Source organism: Chryseobacterium sp. UF-290 (assembly GCF_058245615.1).
This window is the reverse complement of record NZ_JBSICB010000003.1, coordinates 13,193-36,619: the sequence shown is the minus strand read 5'-3', so window position 1 is coordinate 36,619 and position 23,427 is coordinate 13,193. Positions and strand designations below refer to the sequence as shown.

At 37.4% G+C, this 23,427-nt stretch carries 19 protein-coding genes; 9 read left to right on the top strand and 10 right to left on the bottom strand.

What is annotated here, in order from left to right; all coding sequences use genetic code 11:
* Positions 1 to 2 precede the first annotated feature (2 nt).
* From AC4IF5_RS04115 to AC4IF5_RS04100, 4 genes are all read right to left on the bottom strand, one after another.
* On the bottom strand, positions 3 to 1,283 hold the full coding sequence (locus AC4IF5_RS04115) for a DUF4252 domain-containing protein (protein ID WP_490731955.1): 1,281 nt from the start codon (positions 1,281 to 1,283) through the stop codon (positions 3 to 5).
* A gap of 59 nt (positions 1,284 to 1,342) precedes the next feature.
* A complete protein-coding gene (locus AC4IF5_RS04110; protein WP_490731954.1) occupies positions 1,343 to 2,017 on the bottom strand; it encodes a hypothetical protein in 675 nt (224 codons plus the stop codon).
* Positions 1,992 to 2,501: an RNA polymerase sigma factor gene (locus AC4IF5_RS04105; RefSeq protein ID WP_490731952.1), complete on the bottom strand. Its 510-nt coding sequence runs from the start codon at positions 2,499 to 2,501 to the stop codon at positions 1,992 to 1,994. Before AC4IF5_RS04105 ends, AC4IF5_RS04110 begins: the two co-directional genes overlap by 26 nt.
* An 85-nt stretch (positions 2,502 to 2,586) precedes the next feature.
* A complete protein-coding gene (locus tag AC4IF5_RS04100; protein ID WP_490731950.1) occupies positions 2,587 to 2,937 on the bottom strand; it encodes a helix-turn-helix domain-containing protein in 351 nt (116 codons plus the stop codon).
* 151 nt (positions 2,938 to 3,088) lie between these two features.
* On the opposite strand from AC4IF5_RS04100, the gene AC4IF5_RS04095 reads away from it, so the two are divergent.
* Both AC4IF5_RS04095 and AC4IF5_RS04090 read left to right on the top strand, forming a co-directional pair.
* A complete protein-coding gene (locus AC4IF5_RS04095; protein WP_490731948.1) occupies positions 3,089 to 4,534 on the top strand; it encodes a hypothetical protein in 1,446 nt (481 codons plus the stop codon).
* Positions 4,485 to 5,444 (top strand): hypothetical protein, encoded by a 960-nt coding sequence (locus tag AC4IF5_RS04090; protein WP_490731946.1) that lies wholly within the window; start codon positions 4,485 to 4,487, stop codon positions 5,442 to 5,444. The genes AC4IF5_RS04095 and AC4IF5_RS04090 overlap by 50 nt, the downstream gene beginning before the upstream one ends.
* A 16-nt stretch (positions 5,445 to 5,460) precedes the next feature.
* Here AC4IF5_RS04090 and AC4IF5_RS04085 read toward each other — a convergent pair whose 3' ends face one another.
* The 3 genes from AC4IF5_RS04085 to AC4IF5_RS04075 form a co-directional block, all read right to left on the bottom strand.
* The gene (locus AC4IF5_RS04085) at positions 5,461 to 6,378 is read right to left on the bottom strand and encodes an IS982 family transposase (RefSeq protein WP_490731944.1); all 918 of its coding nucleotides are present in this window, start codon (positions 6,376 to 6,378) and stop codon (positions 5,461 to 5,463) included.
* 479 nt (positions 6,379 to 6,857) lie between these two features.
* Positions 6,858 to 8,018: a GlmU family protein gene (locus AC4IF5_RS04080; protein ID WP_490731942.1), complete on the bottom strand. Its 1,161-nt coding sequence runs from the start codon at positions 8,016 to 8,018 to the stop codon at positions 6,858 to 6,860.
* Positions 8,019 to 8,445: 427 nt separating this feature from the next.
* Positions 8,446 to 8,697, bottom strand: coding sequence for a type B 50S ribosomal protein L31 (locus AC4IF5_RS04075; RefSeq protein ID WP_002976190.1), 252 nt, complete (start codon positions 8,695 to 8,697; stop codon positions 8,446 to 8,448).
* Positions 8,698 to 8,880: 183 nt separating this feature from the next.
* On the opposite strand from AC4IF5_RS04075, the gene AC4IF5_RS04070 reads away from it, so the two are divergent.
* The 5 genes from AC4IF5_RS04070 (at position 8,881) to AC4IF5_RS04050 (ending at position 13,954) form a co-directional block, all read left to right on the top strand.
* Positions 8,881 to 10,290, top strand: a complete 1,410-nt coding sequence (locus AC4IF5_RS04070) for a hypothetical protein (protein ID WP_490731938.1) — start codon at positions 8,881 to 8,883, stop codon at positions 10,288 to 10,290.
* Entirely contained in the window at positions 10,290 to 10,616 is a 327-nt protein-coding gene (locus AC4IF5_RS04065) for a nucleotide pyrophosphohydrolase (protein ID WP_053327424.1), read from the top strand. Before AC4IF5_RS04070 ends, AC4IF5_RS04065 begins: the two co-directional genes overlap by 1 nt.
* 66 nt (positions 10,617 to 10,682) lie before the next feature.
* A complete protein-coding gene (locus tag AC4IF5_RS04060) occupies positions 10,683 to 11,906 on the top strand; it encodes a 3-phosphoshikimate 1-carboxyvinyltransferase (protein WP_490731936.1) in 1,224 nt (407 codons plus the stop codon).
* A gap of 82 nt (positions 11,907 to 11,988) precedes the next feature.
* Positions 11,989 to 12,474 (top strand): hypothetical protein, encoded by a 486-nt coding sequence (locus tag AC4IF5_RS04055; protein ID WP_490731934.1) that lies wholly within the window; start codon positions 11,989 to 11,991, stop codon positions 12,472 to 12,474.
* Between the two features lie 493 nt (positions 12,475 to 12,967).
* Positions 12,968 to 13,954, top strand: coding sequence for a phosphatidylinositol-specific phospholipase C (locus tag AC4IF5_RS04050; RefSeq protein ID WP_490731932.1), 987 nt, complete (start codon positions 12,968 to 12,970; stop codon positions 13,952 to 13,954).
* A gap of 211 nt (positions 13,955 to 14,165) precedes the next feature.
* Here the strand turns inward: AC4IF5_RS04050 and AC4IF5_RS04045 are convergent, their stop codons facing one another.
* From AC4IF5_RS04045 to AC4IF5_RS04035, 3 genes are all read right to left on the bottom strand, one after another.
* Complete coding sequence (locus AC4IF5_RS04045; protein ID WP_490731930.1) at positions 14,166 to 15,989, bottom strand: alkaline phosphatase; 1,824 nt, start codon at positions 15,987 to 15,989, stop codon at positions 14,166 to 14,168.
* A gap of 71 nt (positions 15,990 to 16,060) precedes the next feature.
* Complete coding sequence (locus tag AC4IF5_RS04040; RefSeq protein WP_490731928.1) at positions 16,061 to 17,569, bottom strand: RagB/SusD family nutrient uptake outer membrane protein; 1,509 nt, start codon at positions 17,567 to 17,569, stop codon at positions 16,061 to 16,063.
* Between the two features lie 25 nt (positions 17,570 to 17,594).
* The gene (locus AC4IF5_RS04035; RefSeq protein WP_490731926.1) at positions 17,595 to 20,483 is read right to left on the bottom strand and encodes a SusC/RagA family TonB-linked outer membrane protein; all 2,889 of its coding nucleotides are present in this window, start codon (positions 20,481 to 20,483) and stop codon (positions 17,595 to 17,597) included.
* 391 nt (positions 20,484 to 20,874) lie between these two features.
* Here AC4IF5_RS04035 and AC4IF5_RS04030 point away from each other — a divergent pair, with 391 nt between their 5' ends.
* Positions 20,875 to 21,669 carry an SDR family oxidoreductase gene (locus AC4IF5_RS04030; RefSeq protein WP_490731924.1) on the top strand — a complete coding sequence of 265 codons (795 nt, stop codon included), beginning with the start codon at positions 20,875 to 20,877 and terminating at the stop codon, positions 21,667 to 21,669.
* Positions 21,670 to 21,806: 137 nt separating this feature from the next.
* A complete protein-coding gene (locus AC4IF5_RS04025) occupies positions 21,807 to 23,381 on the top strand; it encodes an autotransporter assembly complex protein TamA (protein ID WP_490732441.1) in 1,575 nt (524 codons plus the stop codon).
* The last annotated feature ends 46 nt before the right edge of the window (positions 23,382 to 23,427 follow it).

Sequence of the window (23,427 nt, the reverse complement as noted above, 5' to 3'; positions counted from 1 at the left end):
TTTTAGTCAATAGCTTTTAACAATCCCCCCGACGTCTTGCTGATATTGGAGTCTATCTCAGGTCTTCCTTTATATCTTACCGATCCTCCTGAAGAAGCTCTTACTTTCAATTTACCCGATACATTTACGGTAAGGTTTCCTCCGGATGTAGCTTCTGTTTCCAGGTTGGTCAATTTTAGTTCATCTGCCTTGCATAAAGCTCCGCTGCTGACATCAATGGTTCCGGATTCCGCTTTTCCCCCTAAACTGATATTAGACCCGCTTGAGCTTTTGACAGTAATGTTTCCGGCAGTAATTCCGGCTCTGACACGGGCTCCTGAAGAGGCAGAAATATCCGCTTTATTTGAGATTTTAAAATCACCTGTCACATTAGCTCCTGATGAGGCATCAATAGTAATATTATTTTCCGATACAGAATTTACTACAGAAAAGTTGGAACCCGACGAAACGTCAATATTATCCATTCTTGGAGAGGAAACATTCACACTTAGATTTTTAAATCGTAAGTTTTTAACGCCTTTATTATCAATGTATATTCTCAGAACCCCTTTCTCTACCTTTGTAATAACATACTGTAATTTATCCGAATCAGCGATAACTTTCACACTGGCAGGCTTCTCCTGCTTGAATACTACATTTACTCCTGTGCTTATCTGAATACCTGAAAACTCTCCTACATTTCTTGCCTCACCACTCAGATAAGAAGCATTATTTTCTGAGGTAAGATTATTTCTGACATTGGTAATCGAATTCTTTTTAGTCTCACTGGAGTTGATAATCTTACTTACATCATCCATAGAAAGTTTTCCGTCGAGCTTAACAAATATACTTTCTCCGCTTCCCCCATCAATACTTAGTAAGAGATCGTCCAAAATACCGTTCTTGGCTTCAGAAGAAAGGAATTTTATCTTAGCACCGGAATTATTCACAGACATAATCTCACTGTAATTTAAGTTCTTCAGATAAGAAGAAATATCCTGATCCAGTTGAGATAGATTACCCTGAACTCTGCGCCCGTCAGCAGTATTTGATTTTTCAGGATTTTCTGTAATCAAAATTTTCAGCCCATTGATTTTTGACAGCAATGGTTTGATCTGATCCAGCTGCGAGTCATCAATATTCAGGCTGCTGAGCATACCGAACATCGGTTTGGCAATTTTAATAGAGGTCACTCCCTCTACTTCCTGATATTTTTCAAAAAGCTGGTCGAATTTATCTCTTTGCCCATATACATTAAAGAAATGAGAAAAGGCTAGCGCGAGTATTATGAATAGTTTTTTCATGAGTCAATTTTATTTTTTTAAGTTGATAATTACTATAGAACAGATCAGATCTCTTTCATTTAATAATCATCGTCTACTACTTTAGGTTGTACCAATTTTTCACTAACGTTATTTGCAAATATCTGGAATGAATACTTAGTCACATTGATTGCTTCTTCTACATTATCGATTCTTTTGCCGTTTACAATGACATAAGAATTTTTGTATCCTGTAGAGTCTTTTGTTTTATTGTTTTTAAAAGAAGAATTATCTACATATCTTGGCTTTCTCTCTTTTTTAAGCCTTCCTCTTTTTGGCAGGATCTCATCCAAAACATCTTTTTCAGCTACCGGATTTTCCTGGAATATTGAATCTCTTTTCGCTCCTGAAATAGAATCCGTATGATTAATTGCTACCTGTCTCTGATGATCACTATTTTCTTCAATGAAATCAGATTTTTGTCTCAACACTTCATTTTTCACAAGTTTTTCCCTGTCCTGTACTTCTGTCTTGGAACCATTATTATAAAAGAAAAATCCGATACCGAAAAGCAGCATTACGCTGGCAGCCATCCAGAACCATTTAGGGAAAGAGGGCTTTTTTCTTTCTTCTAACGGAATAATTGGAGCAGCATCTTTCTCAGGTTCCTTACCTTCTGCTTTCTGAAGAAAATCTTCAAAGCTCCAGTCCATTTTTTCTTCCTTGATATCCCGGAAGATTTCGTCGTATTTATCTTGTAATTGATCTTTTTTCATAGCTCATCAGTTGTGAGATTTGTTCTTTTACCTTTTGTCTTGCCCGCATAAGGTTTACCCTTACTGCATTTTCCTCCATTTCCAGCATATCAGAAATTTCGGAAACATCATACTCTTCTACATCTTTCAAATGGATGACCATTTTCTGCTTTTCCGGAAGCTGATTGATAAATCCCATAATATGTTCTTTAAGATTATCGACTTCCATACTGTAAAGCTCCGACCGGTGAAGCTGCATATCTGCAAAACCTATTTTCACATCGTGATGCTTCAGCCGGTTCAGACATTCGTTCCGTACAGATTTCAGGGCATAGGATCTAAAATTTCCAAATTGCTCCAATTCATCTCTTTTCTGCCAGAACTTCATCATCAGATCCTGCACCACATCTTCTGCTTCATCACTGCTCATGACGAACCTTTTCGCAAAACGATACATCTCGTCTTTGAGAATAAACACCGTATTCTTGAAAGTTTCTTGGGTCATGAGTTTTGTTTCTTATAGGTAAGACAACCGGTCTTTCAAATCTATTACATCAAAAATAAAAAAACTTCAAAAAAATTTGAAGTTTTTATTTTTTACCGAGAAGCTGCTTCAGAAATGTGATCTCCGCATCCTTGTCTTTAAGCCTTTGTTCGTATTGTTCTATTAGTTTTTCAGAGGCATTAATGGCTGCATAATTCTGAGCTATTGCAACTTCATTATTATTTTGATTGACAGTTATACTATCTCCGCTCAAAAAATCAAGAACGCTTATCTCTAATACTTTTGCGATATCCTCCACCTGAGAAAAAGCGGGCTTGCTTTTATCATTCTCAAAATTAGAATAGGTTTTCTGGGAGACATTCAGAACTTCCGCAAGGTATTCCTGCGTAAAATTTTTATTGATCCTCGCTTTTTTCAGTTTTTCTCCTAAAGTCATAGCACAATGTATTTTTACCAAAATTACATATTTTTTTCTTTTAGAAAAATATTACGGAAACCAGTAATTTTCTACTGTATTATTTCAATTTATTATTCACACCTTTGTAGAGTTATAAAAAAAGTATATATTTAAGCATTAAAAAACGCTTATGAAGAAAAAACTAATCATTCGGTTGGCTTTGCTGGTTGTAACAACCTTTTCTGTATATTCCTGCCGAGCAGAGGATGAAGTGCTTCCTGCTGAAGAACCAACCCAATTCCGTGCTTCTATAGCCATGTTTCAGAAATTTGATGAAAAAGTACAGTCTGATGCCAAATTCAGGTATGAAAACAGCCAGCAGGATTTTCAACAGCCGGCTGAAAGAAATAACTATCCTTATGTCTCTACCGTAAACATTCCTATCTCTGCAGTAAGCTATAAAGTTCCTTTTAAAGAAACGATCTCTGCCTTTCTTGCCAATGCTGAAAACAGTATCTTCAGCCAGGAGTTTTACAGTAAATTCGGTAGTCCTTTCTACGCTGTATCTACTTACACTTACGGGAACAATTCCAAGGCTATTGCTTTTCCTATTCTCAAAGGAGATCAGGTAACAGCTTTTATTCATGGGATTGTTACTCCTGCCAGGGACTATGTGCAGTTTACAGTAGTACAGAATACGGAACCTGCCACGCTTCAGGTGCTTGCAAGGCTACAGTATGCGGTGGATAACCTCTATCCTTCAGGTCCTGTGATGTCCAGGGGGATTGGGACCAATGAAGAACACATCCGTGTCAATGAAATAGAAGAGATAACAATAGTAAAGATCAATCATATGGATCAGACCGGCGGCTTTATCCTTCATCATCCAGGTTATGACTGGTGGAAGGACGCTTCTTGGACAGACCCAAAAAACGGTCCTATTGGAGGAGGCAAGTCTATGTCCGGTGATGGCTCCAAGCACAAGTTCCCAGATTATCTGGATGACGGTGAAAATTCTAATAAAGAGATTATTGATAGTTTAAAAAAGTATCCATGTGCTCAAAATCTTGTAGGGTTATTACCAAACTTAAAAAATGATATAGGGAAAGCTATGAATAGTATTTTCAAAAATAGTAAAGATTATAATATTACTTTTAGAGCTAAAAGTGGACTAGGAGATATAGACGGCACTACTTTTTCATCATATTCAAGTGAGTTTGGAACTTTTAAGGCTGTAATAAATTTAAACGATAATGTATTAGAAAATGCAACGAAGGAATATATACTTGTAACGATGTACCATGAGACAATTCATGCCTATTTAGATTATGAGAGGTTTAAACTCGGAAATGAAGCATTTCAAGATCAGTATCCCAGCGTAATCGTAGGTTATGATTATTCGACTGACGGAACTATGATTAATAGATATAAATTTATAGAAGGACATCAGCAGGTAGGACCATTTTTAACAACACTTCAAAATATATTGACTACCTATAATAGCAGCCTTCCAATAGAAACAGCAAAGGCCATGGCAAAAGCTGGAATAACCACAATGACATCCGAAGAAAGAGAATTGAATAGAAATGAAAGAAATGTCTCTCTTGGAAAACATAAAGGAACTAAGTGTCCATAAAAAGATAAAACAAATGAAAATAAAATCTTTTTTACTAATCCTGCTCTTTATCCCTATCTTATTTTTTCCTCAAAAATATATTCTTTTAGACAGCCTAAAATCGAATTTTATTGTCAATGAATATACATTGGATACTAATGAACTATATGAAATTAAAAAAGATATAAATCTTTATAATGTGTTTATTTCTAAAAATACAATTTTGTTAGTAACAGTTCTACCTGATCTGTCTGAAAAAGTTCTCCCAAGATTGGATGAGAGAGGTAACAATTGGCAAATTGTCAATTTTGAAGATATTAAGGATAAAATCATATCTAATGATAAAATAATAAATATAGCAGTGAATTGGAAAATAAATAATACCCCTGATAAGAAAACACTGCAATATCAATTGATAAAAAAAGAAAATGATAGTTATTATACTTCTAAAATGTGTCTAACTGAATTGTTTAGTATTGGGAGTCTCAAATATCCATTAATCTCTTCTTATGGGACTATTAATACCGCAGAGCAGAAAGTAACGATAAAAGAAATGGAAACAAGTTTTAAGTGTCAGTTTCCTAACAAAGATTTTATCATGGATATAACTGTAAATAATAAGATCAGAGCAATAGACCAACTATATAATTTTAGAAATTATTTATCAAAAGAATATATGATTAAGGGGAACAAGGCATATCAATTCTGGACATTTGATGGTTGGTGGACACATGATGGATATAACGAATCTCGTGGAATAGATCGTTTTTTATATATACCGGGTAAAGGTATTGTCGGCGGATCCTATGATTTTTATTTCAGGAAAAACTCTGGAACAAATTCATCAAATAGTAATTTTATAGTTTCCGACTTTAAACTATGGGGAAACATTATTAATGAAAAAATAATGACAGCTAAAGAGTTAAAATAACTAACCTGAGTTCGGATTAAGCGAAGCTTAAAAATAATTGACCATCATCTACTTTTTTTAAGTTGAGTGCCATTTTTTTTGGAAAGAAGCAATAAGCAGTGAGTCCTCCCAAAATGTTCATCATAAAATTGTTTACGCTTCGATGTCTGGTGTGCTCCACTTGGCAATGGTTTTTTAATTCATCATTTATGGTTTCAATGATTGCTCTTTTTCTAAGCAAGATCTTGTCTTCCATTTTCATGATATGATTTTTCATATTCTTGCGAAGTTTAGTAAATAATTGGATGCCATCGGCAAAAAGCACTTCCCACAAAGCTTTTGAAAGGTATCCTTTATCGGCAAATAGTTTTCCAAAGAGCTTCTGAGTCATGTTTTTAATGTGCTTGATATTTCTGTCATCCACATTTCCTTTCGTTAGATAGAAGGATAAAAGTTCACCTTTTTCGTTACAAACCAAATGCAGCTTAAATCCATAAAACCAACCCATTGAAGACTTTCCCCGTTCTGCCAAACCCTTGAAGACTTTATGGTTGTGTATTCTTTGATTTCTGCAAACTTTCAGAGTTGTACTGTCCATAAAGCTTATACCTGTGCATTTCCCCATGCATTTTTCTTTCAGAAATAAAGCAAAAACGACAAAACTTCTTTGTTGAAGTTCAATAAATCTATTGTAAGAAAGGGTTTTAGGAAATAAGTCCTTCCAGTAACCACAAACTATTTCCTTATAATAATGCTTAAACGTTTTGTGAGCGCCCAAATGAAAGCCAATCATAATGGTGATCATTTCAGAATCTGACATTATAGAGGCTCTGCTTCTTCTTTTCCTGCTATCGCCTAGTGCTTCCAACTTCATTTTTTTTATTTGAGTGGCAAACTCTTTACAAAAATCATCAATTTGTACAAAAATATTTGTAATTTGGTCTTTTAAATTCATAGTAATAATTCGTTTAAATATTTGAATATCAAGAACTTAAATATACGAATTATTACTTTTTCTTACAAATTTTTATGAGTTGCTTATCCCGAACTCAGGTTAACTATATGACAAATTCACACCAAAATATTATATTATGGTTACTTAGCTGCAGAATAGTTGGGGAACGATAATTCAGATTTAATCATCATTGAAAAATATATTAAATGACTGTCAGAAAGGAAACAAAAACTCATAGAAGAAATGGGAAAATATAGTCCCATAAACCCGTTGTTCATTATGAAATATAAAGAAAAAGTTGTTCATTTGATTGAAAATCAGTAAAATGTATTAGCGATAAAGCATTTACAATGAACAAATTGAATGCAAATTACGAAAGGATTTTGGAAGTTTTAAAAAAATATCAAATGAAAATTCTCGTATAGGATTACAGGAAAATTTCGTAAAAAAGGCTATTTTCACAAGTTGTTAGACAGTCTTTAATACGTATCAAAAATATGTTTCAGGATGGCTTTATCTTCCTCCGTCAAAGCCACCTTTCTTCTGGCCATAGCTCTTTCTGCCACTTCATAGACTTTATCCAGCTTGAATCTTTCGTCATCCTTCAACCCACCCCATGAGAAGTTCTCCACAAGGTTAGGGGGAAAACCCGGTTTGAAAATATTGGATGCGACTCCTACAACAGTTCCTGTATTCAATTGGGTATTGATCGCTGTTTTAGAGTGATCTCCCATAATGAGGCCGGCAAACTGCAAGCCAGTATCTTCAAAGGCTTTCGTCCTGTAGTTCCAGAATTTTACATTCCCGTAATTATTCTTCATGTTCGATGAATTGCTGTCTGCTCCGAAATTGCACCATTCACCGATCACCGAGTTTCCTATAAAGCCTTCATGTCCTTTACTTGAATAGCCGAAGATAATAATGTTATTCACTTCACCTCCTACTTTACAATGTGGTCCTACAGTAGTTGCTCCGTATATTTTAGCTCCCAGATTAAACTTAGAATCGTCACAAAGCGCAATAGGTCCACGGAGATGGCAGCCTTCCATCACCTCTGTGTTTTTCCCAATATAAATTTTACCGGTCTTTGTATTGATTGTTGAAAACTCAATATAGGCACCTTCTTCGATGAAGAGATCTTTTTTATCACCTAAAAAACCATTGGTGGAAGATAATTCCTGTGAAGTTCTTCCCTTGGTAAGCAAATCAAAATCAAAATCAATAGCGTGGTGGTTGTATGTAAATAGGTCTTTCGGTTTTTTAAAGAATATCAATTCCTCTTTAATATCCGTCATTTTTTCAATCTGGTTTAAGGAGAATCCCTTCATATTGATCCTGGCAGCGATCAATTCATCTTCATATACCAAAGCTTCTCCCTGTTTAAGATTCCTGATCTGCTGAATTACAGTTTCTGTAGGCAGGAAATTGGGAACCAGAAAAAGGCTTTCTTTTTCTTCCGGGGTTTTAAATTTATCCTGAAGGTACATTTCCGTGAAGTAAGATACCTCAGTGTTTTCCAGAATTTTTTGCCATCTCTCGGAAAATGTCAGGATTCCGCATCGCATGTCAGCCACCGGGCGGGTAAAAGTAAGTGGAAGAAAGTCTTCCCAATATTGTGCGTCTGAAAATACTAATTGCATTTTTTAGAAGTTAAGAAGTTAGAAATTAGAAGTTAGAGACTGCTGGTCGGGATAGGAGGTGTTTGCTCCGAAGTCAACTGTCAGTTTCTAAATTCCATTCCAAACAAAAATACAAAAAGATGTGGGAAGTTGGAAGAGAGACGTGATTAAAAGATGAGAGATAAGAGACACAGGATTGGAGACCCTGATTCCCGGTAAGAAAATTATCAATAAGATTGACCTTTCAATTTTTTTTTCGGTTTGAATAGTATAAAGTTTAAGCTAAATGCCAATGAATTTATTTCCATTTATTTTTAACGGACTCAATGAATTTACCATCTGGTTTTCAAATTAAGTACTTTAATTAACTAGCCTTAATTTCTAGCCTCTATACAAAAAAAGTCTCCCAAATCATTGGAAGACTTCAATATTTTATATAATACAAAAATTACTTAGCGAATTTTTTGTATTTGTTCATGAACTTATCAACTCTACCTGCAGTGTCAACTAATTTTACTTTACCAGTGTAGAAAGGGTGAGAAGTTGAAGAAATTTCCATTTTGATTAGAGGATACTCTTGTCCTTCGTACTCGATAGTGTCTTTTGTTTCTGCAGTAGACTTGCAAAGAAACACCTCGTCGTTACTCATATCTTTGAAAACAACAAGTCTATAATTTTCTGGGTGAATTCCGTTTTTCATAATACAATTTTTAAAAAAATTAAAGTTTGCTTTCGAAATAGTAATGGATATTTCTCTGCTAATTTTAGGTTGCAAAAGTACAACAATTTTTCTAATATCCAAATACCGATTCAATATTTTTTTATTGATAAGAAATTTAAAGTATTTTCGTTAAATTTGGAACCTACTTAAACCTTAATTTCAATGAAATTCAAATTATTACTGGCTTTTTCTTTCTGGATGCTACTTGTAGCAGTATCATGTAATAAGGATGATATTACCTTTGATGAGCCTTCACAGCCACTACGTTTTTCAAGGGATACGGTATTCTGTGATACGGTCTATCATCAGGTACGTTCAGAGACCTACGTAGTAAAGGTATATAACAATGAAGATAAGGATATCCTGATCCCAAGAGTCAATCTTGAAAAAGGAGCTGCATCTTTATACAGGATCAATGTAGACGGAAAGCCGGGATATGATTTTCAGAATGTTCCGTTGAGAAAAAAAGACAGCCTTTATATTTTTGTTGAAATTGCCCCGGAAGCTACCGGCCCGGAAGCCATTGCCGAAGATAAAGTCATTTTCACCGGTCCAGCCGGCCAGCAGCATGTCACTTTATTCTCTGTAGTACAGGACGCTGAATTTTTTATCCAGACTCCTACCAATCCGAATGTGATCTCCAATTCTACAACATGGAATAACAATAAGGCCAAGATCATTTACGGAGATCTTACCATCGATCCTAGCGTTACACTCGATATAGAGCCGGGAACCAAAGTATACTTCCACAAAAACAGTGGAATGAAAGTATCTTCCGGAGCTGTTTTAAATATTAACGGAACCCAGGATGAGCAGGTAATTCTCCGGGGAGACAGAAATGATCCTTATTATGATACGATCTCCAAAAACTGGAATTCTATCAGAATGGAAGCCAACTCTATCCTTAATATGAACCACGCCAGACTTTTCGGGGGAACAAGAGGCCTGGAAATGAGACAAACCACTGCCAATATTACCAATTCATTCATCCATACTTTCTTTGAATATGGAATTTACGCGGTAGGGTCTACTGTGAATGCCAGCAATCTCGTGATGAACAACTGCGGGCAATCATGTATTGGGATTTTCAAAGGTGGAAAGCATAGCTATACCCATGCTACGATCGCCAATTATTCCAAAACAATGGGCACATTCGACAGAAAAGGAATCTTCGCAACCAATGAATGGAAAAATGATGCAGGCCAAACAGAACAGGGAGCTTTGCAGCAGCTTGATATAAGAAACAGTATCATCTATTCTGACAGGGATAATGCTGTCCATTTTGAGCAGACACCGGGACAGCAGTTTGAATTTTTCATCCAAAACTGCTTATTAAAATACTCGGAAACATCAGAAGCAGGTTTCCCTTTTGACAATAATGTCAATGTGGTACAAAGTATCAAAAATGAAGATCCTCAGTTCGTCAATTATTTTATGGCCAAAATGAACTTAAGGGTAAAAACAACATCTCCTGCAAAAGGAAAGGGAAATACAACTGTAGCAGGAAGTGTACCTTTTGATATTGTGAATGAATCCAGAACCACTAACCCTACACTCGGAGCTTATCAATAATGGAAATCACCCAACTACAGCAGCAGGTCGATGAATGGATCAAAACCATTGGCGTAAGGTATTTTAATGAGCTGACCAATATGGCCATGCTGACAGAAGAAGTCGGAGAAGTAGCCAGAATCATTGCCAGAAGGTATGGTGAGCAAAGTGAGAAAGAAAGTGACAAAAGTAAAGATCTGGGAGAGGAGCTTGCCGATGTACTTTTCGTAACATTGTGCCTGGCCAATCAAACCGGAGTGAATCTGCAGGATGCTTTTGACAGAAAAATGAAAATCAAAACTGACCGTGACAAGGAGCGGCATCAGAATAACGAAAAATTAAAATAAGAACCTGGATTTCAGATAAGAGTCTCTGAACATCTGAAATCCGGATTCTGAAATCTGAAGAAAATAATGAAGCTAGAAAAATCAAAATTAAAAGGAAACCAGACAATACAAATCAGCGGTTCGAAAAGTATTTCGAATCGTTTATTGATTCTGGAAAGTCTGTTCAGCAATATAGAAATCGGAAACTTATCCAATTCTCAGGATACACAATTACTGAAAAAAGCACTATCTGAACAAAATGCGGATGTGACAGACATCCACCATGCAGGAACAGCGATGCGTTTTCTTACTTCGTATTATTCCATTCAGGAAGGGAAAACAACTGTACTGACCGGTTCCGGAAGAATGAAAGAGAGACCGATCAAAAACCTGGTAAGCGCTTTGAGAGATCTTGGTGCGGAAATCGAATATCTGGAAAATGAAGGATTTCCCCCTTTAAAGATCACAGGAAAAAAGATCACTCAAACTTCAGTAAATGTGCCGGCCAATATTTCCAGCCAGTTTATTACATCTCTGCTTCTTATTGCCGGAAAGCTTGAAAACGGACTGGAAATTCATCTTGTAGGAGAAGTGACTTCAAGATCATATATTGAAATGACACTGGATATTCTGACAAGATTTGGAATCAAAAACAGTTTTGAAGGAAACACCATCAAAGTAGAGCCATTTGTGAATAATCATTCTTCGGCCATCACCTATGAAGTGGAAAGTGACTGGAGCTCCGCATCCTACTTCTATTCGATCTGTGCATTGGGAAGAGAAACCATCCATTTGAAAAGTTTTTACAAAGAGTCTACTCAGGGAGATTCTGCCATTGCAAAAATTTATGAAGATTTCTTTGGAATTAAGACAACTTTCACCGAAAATGAGCATAAACTAACACTGGAACCTCAGCCAGGATTTTCTTTTCCGAAAAAAATCGTTCTGGATATGAACAACTGCCCGGATATCGCACAGACGCTTTGTGTAACAGCGGCAGCATTAAAGATTCCTTTTGAAGTTTCAGGACTGGGAACTTTAAGGGTAAAAGAAACCGACAGACTGCAGGCTTTATATAATGAATTGAAAAAACTGGGTACCGAAACCAAAATTACGGATCTAACGATTGAATCGGTAAGCTTTGGGGAACCGGAAGACTCTATTTCCATTAAAACGTATCAGGATCACAGGATGGCGATGAGCTTCGCGCCCTTCTGCCTTATCAAAGAACTCAATATTGAAGATGATGATGTAGTGGAAAAATCTTACCCGATGTTCTGGAAGGATCTTGACGCTATAGTGGCTAATTAATCTGAAAATTTGAAAAATGTGGTCATTTGAAAATGGATGAATACTGCCTGATCTCAAATGACTGTATTTAAATATATACTCCATGAAATATCTGGTCTTTTTAGCTTTATGCTTTCCTGCGATTCTTTGGGCACAATATCTGCAGCCTAATGAAGAAATTGTCTATTCTTTTGAAACAAAGACAGGAAAAAGAATGGCACTGATAAAAGATAAAAAGAACGAATATATTCAATACCGGTTTGGGACCAAAAACCATATTGAAATGGAATTTCCGGCAGAAAGGACTCAGGAAAGCTGGAAAAAATTCAAATATAATTCTTATTCCAGAGGCGGAGGAAAACAAAATGCGGGAATGGAGCTGGAATATCTTTCATTTATTAATAACGGCTATACTTATTTACTTTACAGAACTTATCATGCAGAAGATGAGTCATTCTCTGCAGGTATTACCATTACGGACAGCAAGGGTAAGGAAACTGATATTACAGGTGTTTACAAGACAGTGAAGGGCTGCCTCTGTAATCTTGAAGATACCGGTATGATCAAAAAAGAAGATACCGGTTTATAACTTAAAGGTCCTTCTTATGAAAAGCCTCCCACCCTCATTACTGTTTTTCTTCTCACCACATTTCACATTAATAGCCTGTTTAAATTTGTATTAAAATATTATTTCTCGCTGATTGATTTACGAATAATGATCTGCTGAATCTGCAAAATCAGCGGGAAAATAAAAAAATAAAGCGTTAAATTAATTAGACAAAATGATTAGCCATTAAATTTAAACAGATCTTAGTAAAAAGTTCTTTTGTTATTCTGAATTAGATAAAATGAAGAGCCATAATATTTGATCTTAGAAATTCCCCTGCATACTCAGAATGACATAAACAGAGTTTTGGGGCGTTTTGAAGCTGATATTTTCCGGCTTCAATATTCTCTATTTTATCCTTCAGTATTGACATCAACTTAATCTTCTCTTAAAGTTAAATTAACTCCTCATATCTTGATATATCCTTATTTTTAGACTTAAATAAAAATATAATACAATTATGTTCAAGCACAACATGAGACGTTTAACAGCCATTACTTTTGGTATTGCAACAGCAAGCATATTCTTTTCCTGTTCCAATGACAGCATTCTTGAGAGGGATTCGAACAATGCCAATCTGAGTTCCCTTGAAAAGGCAAATTACAGAACCGCCTCTTTGGTTCCTATCGAAATGAACAGCTGGATGGCAGGCCTACAGGATAATATTTCTCTTTCTAAAATCTCTATTCCAGGAACCCATGATTCCGGTGCAATGAGAGAAGTCCCGTCAAACAGCGGAACGGCCAAAACCCAAAATCTGACCATTGCCGAGCAGCTTAATGCCGGTGTCCGTTTTCTGGATATCCGTTGCAGACATATTGACAATGCTTTTACCATTCACCACGGTCCTATTTATCAGAACTTAAATTTCGATGATGTTCTTAATGCCTGCTATGCATTTCTGGCAAGCCATCCTTCAGAAACCATCATTATGTCTGTGAAAGAAGAGTATGATGCTTCCAATACGACCAGAAGCTTCGAGAGTACTTTCGATTCGTATATCCAGAAAAATCCTTCGAAGTGGGATTTAGGAACAACCATTCCTAACTTAGGAGATGTACGGGGAAAAATCAAATTGTTAAGAAGATTCTCTGCCGGGACCGCAAAAGGGATCAACGCGACTTCATGGGCAGATAATACCACTTTTGAAATCAACAATCCCGGAGCCCAGCTGAAAGTTCAGGATTATTATAAGGTAACAAACAATGATGATAAATGGAACGGCATCTTCAATCTGCTGAATGAAGCAAAAAATGATACCAACGGAAAGCTTTTCATCAACTTTACAAGTGGCTACAAGCCGGGAATTTTTGGAATTCCAAGCATTCCTACAGTTTCCAACAATATCAATCCTAAGCTTAAAACGTTCTTTCAGAACAACACGCATGGATCATACGGGGTGATGCCTATTGATTTCGTGACTGCGGAATTATCTGAACTGATCGTCAAAACCAATTTCTAGTTTAGTTATCATTAGATATTCTCTGAAGGGCTGTCTCTGTTTGGGGCAGTCTTTTATTTTTACAAGAGGTAATGAGAGTTTTTCGCTCGCAGATTTTGGAGATTATGCTGATTAGCCAAACATCTGCACGATCGGCGAGAGGCAAAATTTAATGGATAAAAAAGCCTGTTTCAGATCTGAAACAGGCTTTAAAGTAATCCGATTTACAAGTTTATCGCTGAATTCCGTAAGCCGACAATATTTTATTGAAGATCTCTGTATTTTCAAACAGCCCGGTAAACTCTTTTGAATGGGGGCCGTAAGCAAAAACACTTGACGGAATGGAAGTGTGATCATTGGTACTGAAATTTCCGAATACCCATCCTTCCTTAAGATTTCCATCCAAAAGACTTAAACCTCCGGTTTCATGGTCACCTACGACGATCACTAACGTTTCCTTATTTTCATCCGCAAACTTCATAGACTTTCCTACCACATGATCAAAATCCAGTAACTCTGTAACAAGCTGCTCAAGATTGTTGCTGTGCCCTCCTCCATCCGTCTGGGAAGCTTCCACCATCATAAAGAAACCTTTTTTGTTGTTCTTCAAATCATTTAAAGTAAGATCAAAAGCGTCAGCCAGCCAGTTTCCTCTACCAGTTACTCTTTGCGAAGCCAGAGGATCAATAATCACAGTGCGGCTGCTTATCTTTCTCACTGATTTAAGATCCTGATACAGATCTATTTTTGCTTCTTTGAATTTCAGCAGGTTTTCCTGAGACAATCCGCTTGTAGGCCCGCCGATCAGGATTTTTGTTTTGGAAGTAATAAAATCTTTCAGAATAGGCTCAGAACTGTTTCTGTTATCAGAATGCGCATAAAAATCAGCAGGAGTAGCATCTGTGATATCTCCCGTGGAAATCAGTCCGGAAACCAACCCTTTATCTGCAATAATATCAGGGATCTGTGCCAGAGCTTTTCCCATATTGTCTACTCCTACAAATGTATTCTTGGTCTTCACACCGGTAGCAAACGCGGTAGATCCCGGTGCAGAATCTGTAATATAGGCATTGGATGAATTGGTTTTAGACAGACCTGTTGCTTTCATATTGAAAACATTCAGCTGCCCTTTGTTAGCTGTAAAAGCAGCATAATATTGAGGAAGAGAAGTTCCGTCAGGGATCAGGAGAATAACATTCTTTACTTTTTTATTGGCTCCATCTGTTTCATAGGTGGGAGTATAAATACTGTATTCCTTTACATTTTTATAAAAGTTTTTCGGAATGGTATTCATGAACTTTTTAAGATCCGGAATGTGATCGGTGTTAATATAATCTACTCCCATGCCCATCAGATTCACCCATGCATTCGGAAAATCCGGGGCTCCGTAGAAGCGCATTGGTTTCTGCTGCACATGGGCTTTCTCCACAGATTTTTTGATCCTGTCCGTTTCCTCATCTCTTGGAATGCCTTTTCCGTTCCATTTAACAAGTTCCTGCAAATCTGCACTGAACATCCCAATCCTTTTTAACTGGTCCGGTGAATAGTTTTTATCCAGATCACCATCGAAGTAAAGATAATTCGGATAGTTTTTAAAATCCTCCGGCTGAGGTCTCCCCCCTGTAATCACAATTTTCACTCCCGGATTTCCGGTAATCTCAGGATATTTTTTCAGCGTATTGATTAAGGCGCTCAGGGTTGTCTGATAATCCTGTTTGACATCGATAAGCAATTGCAGCTTTTTGTTGGCATCGGGATAGATATACCCTTTATTCAGCCTGATCTGTTTTGAAATATTGTCCAGATAGAGATTTTCCAATGTCCTGTCCAGGGAAAGCTCTTTTTCAGTATGGGCTACCCAAAGCTTATCTTTTACAAGAAATACATCTGCTTCTATAGAACCAAAATTCGCATAATAAGCCTGCCAGAAAGGGATCTCCTGCATATAATCATTGTGTGAATGGGCATTCCCTACACTATAATTTAAATAATTCTGTGCCTGATTTTGAGCAAAAAAGAATAAGGCTACTGCAGCCAAGATTTTTGATAGTTTCATATTGCTGTGAAAAAACTATATCATTACAGTATTTTCTGCAATGATATAGTGGATTATATTATATTTCAATTTTACCAGCCTTCATTTTGTTTAATGATTCCATGGCTGTTTACAATTTCAACCTGTGGAACTGCCCAGACATTATGTATGGCCGGGTTAAAATTTCTTGCTGCCCATACTACCTGTCCGTTCATCCCATGCAATGGCTGCGCATAAGCTGCCTGCGCATCGCCCCAGCGTACAAGATCCCTGTGTCTGTCTGCCCATTCGCCTGCCAGCTCACAACGTCTTTCATGCTTCAGGTCAGCCATTGTACATCCGTTCTTCGGGGTCAGACCTGCCCGGACTCTGATCATATTGATTTCCTGATCTGCAGATTTACCCTGCATCAGCAGAGCTTCTGCTTTGATAAGAATAACCTCAGCATAACGCATAATCGGAACTGCCAGGTCTGTACATGGATAATCTCCGTTCGCACTTACATGACCGCTGTTCAGCTGATATTTGAACGCATCCATATATTTATTGAACTGATATCCGGTAAGGGAATTAGTGGAAGAATATATTCTCTCTTTTCCGTTAAAAGTAAACGTATCTCCAGTCTTCAGAATGGTAGTGCTTCTTCTGAGATCACCTGATTCATATTCATCGTACAGTTCTTTTGTAGGCTGAAAATATCCCCAGCCGTTATATTCTCCCCAACCTTTATTTTCAAGCATTACTCCCGGCAAAATACTTCCCCAGGCTGTAAATTTCGGAGTACCAGGAATTGACCAGACATATTCTGAGCTATAGTTATTCTCAGCTTTGAAAACATCGGCGAAATTGTTCAGCAGACTTCTGTTTCCTTTGGTCATCACTTCATTAGCCCAGAATTCCGCATTCTTCCAGTCTTTCATAAACAAATATACTTTTGACAAAAGTGCCCATGCAGCCGCTTTATGTGGCCGTCCATAGTCCTTCGCAGGAAGCTCTTCCTGGGTAGGTAACAGCTCCGCTGCTCTTTTCAGATCATCCACAATATAGTTGTAGTTGTCCATCACACTGGCGGCTCTTGGGATCGGATTAGGGTCAGGATCCTTTGAACGGTCAATAATAGGTATTCCCGCTTTTTCATTCCCATAGTTATAAGCCAGCTCAAAATACATTCTGCTGCTCATAAATAAAGCCTCGCCCAGATATTTGCTTTTGACAGCCTGTGAAGTCTGGATATTATCAACGTTTCTGATCACACGGTTGGCAACTCCTATTACGTTATACCTTTTATTCCACTGCGTTTCCAGGTCTCCTGCCGCGATGTAGTTGCTGCTGAAATTTTTGGCGTTATCCGCTTCACTCTTTGCTCTTCCGGTTACCATATCATCACTTGCGTTGATAAGCCAGAAAAGACCTCTTCCGTAGAATTCTCCGTCAAATAAAGGTTTATACATTGCATTCGCCCCTGTAATAAGGTCGTTTTCCGTTTTCCAGAAGCTGGCTTCTGTAGGAGTTCCTTCCGGCTGAATATCCAGCTCTCCTGTACAGGATAGAAGCATTACGGAAATTCCTGATATTAAAAATATTGTATTGAATAATTTCATTTTTTTACTTTTTTGTTGTTTAAAATTATAAGCCGATTTCCACTCCGAAGATGAATGAACGTGACTGAGGGTATCTGCCGGTATCAACACCGTAGGAATTCATTCCCACTTCAGGATCAAAGCCTGTATATTTGGTAATGGTAAACAGGTTATTGGTCGTTACATAAATCCTTAGCTTATTCACATCCAGCTTTTGGTAAAGCTCTCTTGGTAATGAATAACCGATCGTAAGGTTCTTTAATCTCAAATAAGATCCGTCTTCCACATAGAAATCCGATACTTTGGAATAATTACCGTTCGGATCACCATGTACCAGCCTTGGAATATCTGTGTTGGTATTCTGAGGTGTCCAGGCATTAAGAATATCTTTTTCCATATTGTAATTCTGCCCGGTTCCCCCCGGGTTCATCGAAATAAACTTCAGTCCGTTGAAGATCTTATTGCCATATACTCCCTGGAAGAAAACGTTCAGGTCAAAGTTTTTCCATGTCATATTGTAAAATAATCCGTATGAAAATTTAGGGTATGGGCTTCCAAGGTTGACAAAGTCGTTATTATTAAGAACTCCGGTGTTTCCCTCTTTTTTCAGGAATTTGATATCTCCCGGTTTGGCATCCGGCTGAATCAGATTTCCGTTAGCATCCTTATAGTTGTTGATCTCTTCCTGAGTCTGGAAAATCCCGCATGTCCTGTAGCCATAGTAAGAATAAAGCGCATCCCCCACTTTTACACGGGTTGGTTTCAGCACTCCTCTTACTCCATTATCATTGATAAATATCTCATTTACATCAGCTAGCTGCTTCACCGTATTTTTTAGTTGACTAAAGGTCGCTCCGATTGAATAAGTGAAATCTCCTGTCCCTTTACTGTTATAATTAATTCCCAATTCATATCCTTTGTCCTGGAACAGTCCTGCATTCACATACTGATTATTATAGGTTGCCGTACTTGGTAAGCTAACATTAAAGATCTGATCTTTGGAATTTTTTACGAAATAATCAAACTGCAGGGAAAGACTGTTGTGCAGGAATGAGGCATCTACCCCAAAGTTGGTCTGCTCAGATTTTCCCCATTTCAGGTTTGGATTAGGGCGTGTTGTAGCATAATAAGCAATATTCTGAGAAGGGTCCTGCCCAAAGATGATATTATTATCTCTGGTCATCAGAGGATTTACCGCCTGTGGAGAAATTCCTCCAAGATTCCCCAGGATACCGTAACTTCCTCTGAATTTCAGATTCGAAAGCCAGGAAATATCCTGCATAAAGCTTTCTCTGGAGATTACCCAGGCTCCTGAAACAGCATAATAATTGGCAAATCTGTTCTGCTTTGCCACCAGTGAAGAGCCATCTCGTCTTCCCAACAAACTCACAATATATTTACCTGCATAATCATAATTAACCCTTGCCAGGTAAGAAACCAGGGCCTGCTTATAACGGTAACTGGAAACATCTTTATTGGTATCCGCAGCATTTTGAAGGTGCTGGAACACTTCCGCTTCGCTTCTGAAGTCATATGATTTGGCGACAAACCCTTCATCGGTCGTCTTCTGGAATGTAAAACCGCCCAGGAAATCGAAATTATGCTTTCCTGCAGCAATTTTATAGGTAAGCAACTGCTCCGCCAGTGCTGTAGATGAATTGTCAGACTGATATTCTAAATTATTGGTATCAAAAATCTTCCCGACTTCCAGCACTCTATAGGTGAAGTTCTTAACATTTCCCAGCTTAAAGGTCTGTGAGAAATTGGAACGAAACTTCAAGTCTTTTGCTAAAGTAATTTCAGCATAAGGATTGAGCAAGATTTCATGGGTAGGATTCCTGATGCTGATCCTTTTAAGATAAGCTACAGGATTGATCATATCTCCATATCCTCCTGCCACATCAATGGGTAATCCGGAAAAGGCTCCTGATGGTGTATATACCGGAACATTAGGAGGATAATACATCGCTGCCACTACCGCTCCTGTATAACCGCTTTTGGTATCGGCCGTATTTCCGTCGGAATAATTGTAATACATATTCTCCCCGATCGTTAACCAGTCTTTTATTTTATGTTCAGAATTAACCCTGAAATTGTATCGTTTTGCCTGGGTATTTAATAAGATCCCTTCCAGATTTCGATGGTTCATTCCCACAAAATATCTGGATTTTTCATTTCCTCCGCTCAGGTTCATATTATATTCCTGAATGGTTCCCGTACGAAAGATCTCCTTCATCCAGTCTGTTCTGGTAATTCTTCCGTCCGGATACAGGTCAGGATTGAAAGCCATTGGTAAGCTTGACAGCTTCCCGGCATTTTCATAGGCCTGGTGCATCACATCCTGGAATTCCGCAGCATTCAAAGATTCTTTCAGCCTCCATGCCTGATTCACCCCGTATTTAACATCAAAATCCACCGTAAGGTTTCCTTTCTTTCCTTTTTTAGTGGTAATAAGAATAACACCACCCGAAGATCTTGCTCCATAAATAGCTGCGGAAGCATCTTTAAGTACAGAGATATCCTGAATATCATTAGGATTAATAGAAGGCGTTCCGTTAAAGACCACTCCATCCACTACATAAAGAGGGGTTTCACCATTGATCCCTCCTAAACCACGGATATTTACTTTAGGCGTGCCGTTAGGGTCTCCTCCTTCATTCACAACCGTTACTCCGGGAGCCTTTCCCTGAAGAACTTCCCCTACTCCTGATAAAGATCTCGAGGTAAGCTTATCCAGTGAAGCCTCGGAAACCGCCCCGGACACTTTACTTTTTTTCTGTGTTCCGTACCCTACAACGACAATCTCGTCAATGGACTTTTCTTTTAAGCTGTCTTTTTTTTGAGCGAGGAACATCGGCGAAGCTGATATTGCACCAATAAGTAATACCCTACCCGTTAAATAAGTTACTGAGACAGGGATTTTAAATACATTCATGACATCCTTTTTGATTAGATGCAAAATTAGAGCAGCTCATTCCTTCGCTCCATTAAGATTTCCTTATGTTTTTATTAAGAAATTTTAGTGATCATCAGTTCCCATGTACCACAACACTGAAATAAACTACTGTTTTTCAATAATATATACAAATAAAGTAGTCATTAACACCTGAATTCCATATATGATTGATATTAAGTTTATTTTAAGTTTATAATCAAACAGAGACAATATGTGAAATAGCATTGAGGCCATTTCCGAAATAATAAATAACCAACTTCATTATTCTTTTTTTACATTTGCTGAAAATAGATTTTACCATGCTATCAGATGTACAAAACAGGCTACAGGATTGCAGGGAAAAGTAAAACAAAAAAATCATACAAATTCAATGACCATCATCATTACAGGAACTTCATCAGGAATCGGATTTGCATTGGCCGAATATTTTGGTAAAAAAGGACACAAAGTATATGGCTTAAGCCGGAAATATACAGAAAGCCAATACTTCAGATCTATCCCCACCGACGTTACCGACAACACTGCTGTGCAGAATGCCATTGCTGAGGTTTTACAATCAGAGACCAGAATTGATGTACTGATCAACAATGCAGGAATGGGAATGGTAGGTGCCGTGGAAGATTCTACAAAAGAAGATATATTAAAACTTTTCAGACTGAATCTGGCAGGTGCCGTTCAGATGATGAGTGCCGTTCTTCCCAATATGCGTGATCATAAATTCGGAAAGATCATTAATATATCCAGCATCGGAAGTGAAATGGGGCTTCCTTTCCGTGGATTCTATTCGGCATCAAAGGCAGCTCTGGATAAGGTAACTGAAGCCATGAGATATGAAGTTTATCCCTGGAATATTGAGGTATGTTCTCTTCATCTCGGAGATATTAAGACCAATATTGCCGAGAACAGAGTCATTGCCCAGGTTTCCCAGCCGTATAAAAATGTTTTTGATAAGGTGTATGCTCTGATGAATGCTCATGTGGATGACGGAACTGAGCCTTTGGAGGTAGCGGAATATATTGAAAAACTTTTAGGAAAAAATAAATGGAAGGCCCATTATTATTTTGGTAAATTCGGACAGAAGATCGGGGTTCCATTGAAGTGGATCCTTCCACAGGGTGTTTATGAAAATTTAATGAAAAAATATAATAAACTGGATAAAAATTAGTTGATTGATAGAGCGCATTGTCATTCTGAACGAAATGAAATGCGTTAAGAATCTTTGTGTTTTAATAGAGATTCTTTATTCCACTCTACTATATTCAGAATGAGAAATTGAAATTACTTTTAAAAATATTTTTTGTGATGTTCTGCGTTTTTATCCAAGCGCAGAAAAAGCAGTATTGGCTGATCGATACGGAAACCCAGGTCAGGAAAAAAGTAAAAGATTCAGCCTCTGCAGCAAAATTTCTGGATTCTCTGGCTCAGAACAGCTACTTCTTTACCCAGCTGAAAGAGGTAAAAATAAAAGGGGACAGCACGGAAATTTTCTATGATAAAGGAAAAAATTTTAATGAAACCTATGTAGACCTGTCAGATTCCATTGCTCAGAAATTAAGGATCAGGAAAGATTTTTTCACCAAAAATTTAGATTCCACCAAAAAAAGCATTAACAAGGTTTATATTGATGACGGATATTCTTTCAGCAGGATCAAGTCTAAATATAAAGGCCAGAAAAATGGGTTTCCTATTGTAGAGCTGGACATCAATAAAAATGATAAAAGAACGATCGACGGTTTTGTTGTAAAAGGATACGAAAGGGTTCCCAAAAGATTCATCAAAAATTTAGAAAAGGAATTTAAAGGGAAAAATTATGATGAAAAGAACCTGCTGTCCATCAACAAAAATTTTCAGAGTCATCCTTTTGTAAGCCTTGAGCGGCAGCCTCAGACTTTATTCACCAAAGATTCTACGAATATCTATTTATTCCTTGAGAAGAAAAAGACGAATACTTTCGATGGAGTGATAGGTTTTGGAAACGATAAAACGGATAAGTTTACCTTAAACGGAACGATGAACGTTAACTTCAGGAATATGTTCAATGGTTTCGAAACGGTCAATTTATACTGGCAGAGAAACCCGGATAAAGGGCAGAACTTTGATCTACAGGTAGACATCCCTTATCTTCTTAAATCCAATATAGGTTTGAACGCCAAGGTGAATATCTACAGACAGGATTCTACTTTTGCCAATGTAAAATTCCTTCCTGCTTTTTATTATCATATAAACAACCGCAATAAGATCGGTATCAGAGGTACTTTAGAAACCTCAACCATTATTGATTCATTATATGTACAGGGAAAAGACTACAACAAAAAAGGAATCGGGATCTGGTATGAAATGACCGAGCCTACAGACATCGATCTTTTCCTTTATAAAACGAAGATCAGTGCCGGATATGATTTCCTGACGACTACCTATACAAAAGATAATATCAAAGCCAATCAAAATCAGTTTTACTTCTATGGGGAACACAATTATAACATCTCAGGAAACCACTTTCTCAATATAAAAGGAGAAGGCCGGATGATGGATTCCAAGATAGAGTTCTCCACCAATGAATTATTCCGTTTCGGAGGCTGGAATTCCATGCGGGGATTCAATGAAAACTCTCTTGCAGCAGATTATTTTTATTATGGAAGTCTGGAATACCGTTATCTGATTGGCAGCCAGGCATTTTTTGACCTCTTCGGCCAATATGGTCAGCTCAATAATAAATCATTAAATGTAAAGCCCAAGCTCTATAGTGTCGGACTCGGATTTAATTTCTTTATACCTATCGGACTGATGAGCTTCCAGCTTTCGAATGGGAATGAGTTTGGAAATCCTTTCAAATTCAACGATATAAAAATTCACTGGGGAATCCTGAGCAGATTCTAGATCACAAGAAAATGCAGAAAACAAAAATTATTTAAGCTTGTTTATA

Bases quoted from the DNA above. Each gene is read 5' to 3' on its own strand.
- AC4IF5_RS04115 (WP_490731955.1), bottom strand. From the start codon at position 1,283: ATGAAAAAACTATTCATAATACTCGCGCTAGCCTTTTCTCATTTCTTT.
- AC4IF5_RS04110 (WP_490731954.1), bottom strand. From the start codon at position 2,017: ATGAAAAAAGATCAATTACAAGATAAATACGACGAAATCTTCCGGGAT.
- AC4IF5_RS04105 (WP_490731952.1), bottom strand. From the start codon at position 2,501: ATGACCCAAGAAACTTTCAAGAATACGGTGTTTATTCTCAAAGACGAG.
- AC4IF5_RS04100 (WP_490731950.1), bottom strand. From the start codon at position 2,937: ATGACTTTAGGAGAAAAACTGAAAAAAGCGAGGATCAATAAAAATTTT.
- AC4IF5_RS04095 (WP_490731948.1), top strand. From the start codon at position 3,089: ATGAAGAAAAAACTAATCATTCGGTTGGCTTTGCTGGTTGTAACAACC.
- AC4IF5_RS04090 (WP_490731946.1), top strand. From the start codon at position 4,485: ATGAAAGAAATGTCTCTCTTGGAAAACATAAAGGAACTAAGTGTCCAT.
- AC4IF5_RS04085 (WP_490731944.1), bottom strand. From the start codon at position 6,378: ATGAATTTAAAAGACCAAATTACAAATATTTTTGTACAAATTGATGAT.
- AC4IF5_RS04080 (WP_490731942.1), bottom strand. From the start codon at position 8,018: ATGCAATTAGTATTTTCAGACGCACAATATTGGGAAGACTTTCTTCCA.
- AC4IF5_RS04075 (WP_002976190.1), bottom strand. From the start codon at position 8,697: ATGAAAAACGGAATTCACCCAGAAAATTATAGACTTGTTGTTTTCAAA.
- AC4IF5_RS04070 (WP_490731938.1), top strand. From the start codon at position 8,881: ATGAAATTCAAATTATTACTGGCTTTTTCTTTCTGGATGCTACTTGTA.
- AC4IF5_RS04065 (WP_053327424.1), top strand. From the start codon at position 10,290: ATGGAAATCACCCAACTACAGCAGCAGGTCGATGAATGGATCAAAACC.
- AC4IF5_RS04060 (WP_490731936.1), top strand. From the start codon at position 10,683: ATGAAGCTAGAAAAATCAAAATTAAAAGGAAACCAGACAATACAAATC.
- AC4IF5_RS04055 (WP_490731934.1), top strand. From the start codon at position 11,989: ATGAAATATCTGGTCTTTTTAGCTTTATGCTTTCCTGCGATTCTTTGG.
- AC4IF5_RS04050 (WP_490731932.1), top strand. From the start codon at position 12,968: ATGAGACGTTTAACAGCCATTACTTTTGGTATTGCAACAGCAAGCATA.
- AC4IF5_RS04045 (WP_490731930.1), bottom strand. From the start codon at position 15,989: ATGAAACTATCAAAAATCTTGGCTGCAGTAGCCTTATTCTTTTTTGCT.
- AC4IF5_RS04040 (WP_490731928.1), bottom strand. From the start codon at position 17,569: ATGAAATTATTCAATACAATATTTTTAATATCAGGAATTTCCGTAATG.
- AC4IF5_RS04035 (WP_490731926.1), bottom strand. From the start codon at position 20,483: ATGAATGTATTTAAAATCCCTGTCTCAGTAACTTATTTAACGGGTAGG.
- AC4IF5_RS04030 (WP_490731924.1), top strand. From the start codon at position 20,875: ATGACCATCATCATTACAGGAACTTCATCAGGAATCGGATTTGCATTG.
- AC4IF5_RS04025 (WP_490732441.1), top strand. From the start codon at position 21,807: ATGTTCTGCGTTTTTATCCAAGCGCAGAAAAAGCAGTATTGGCTGATC.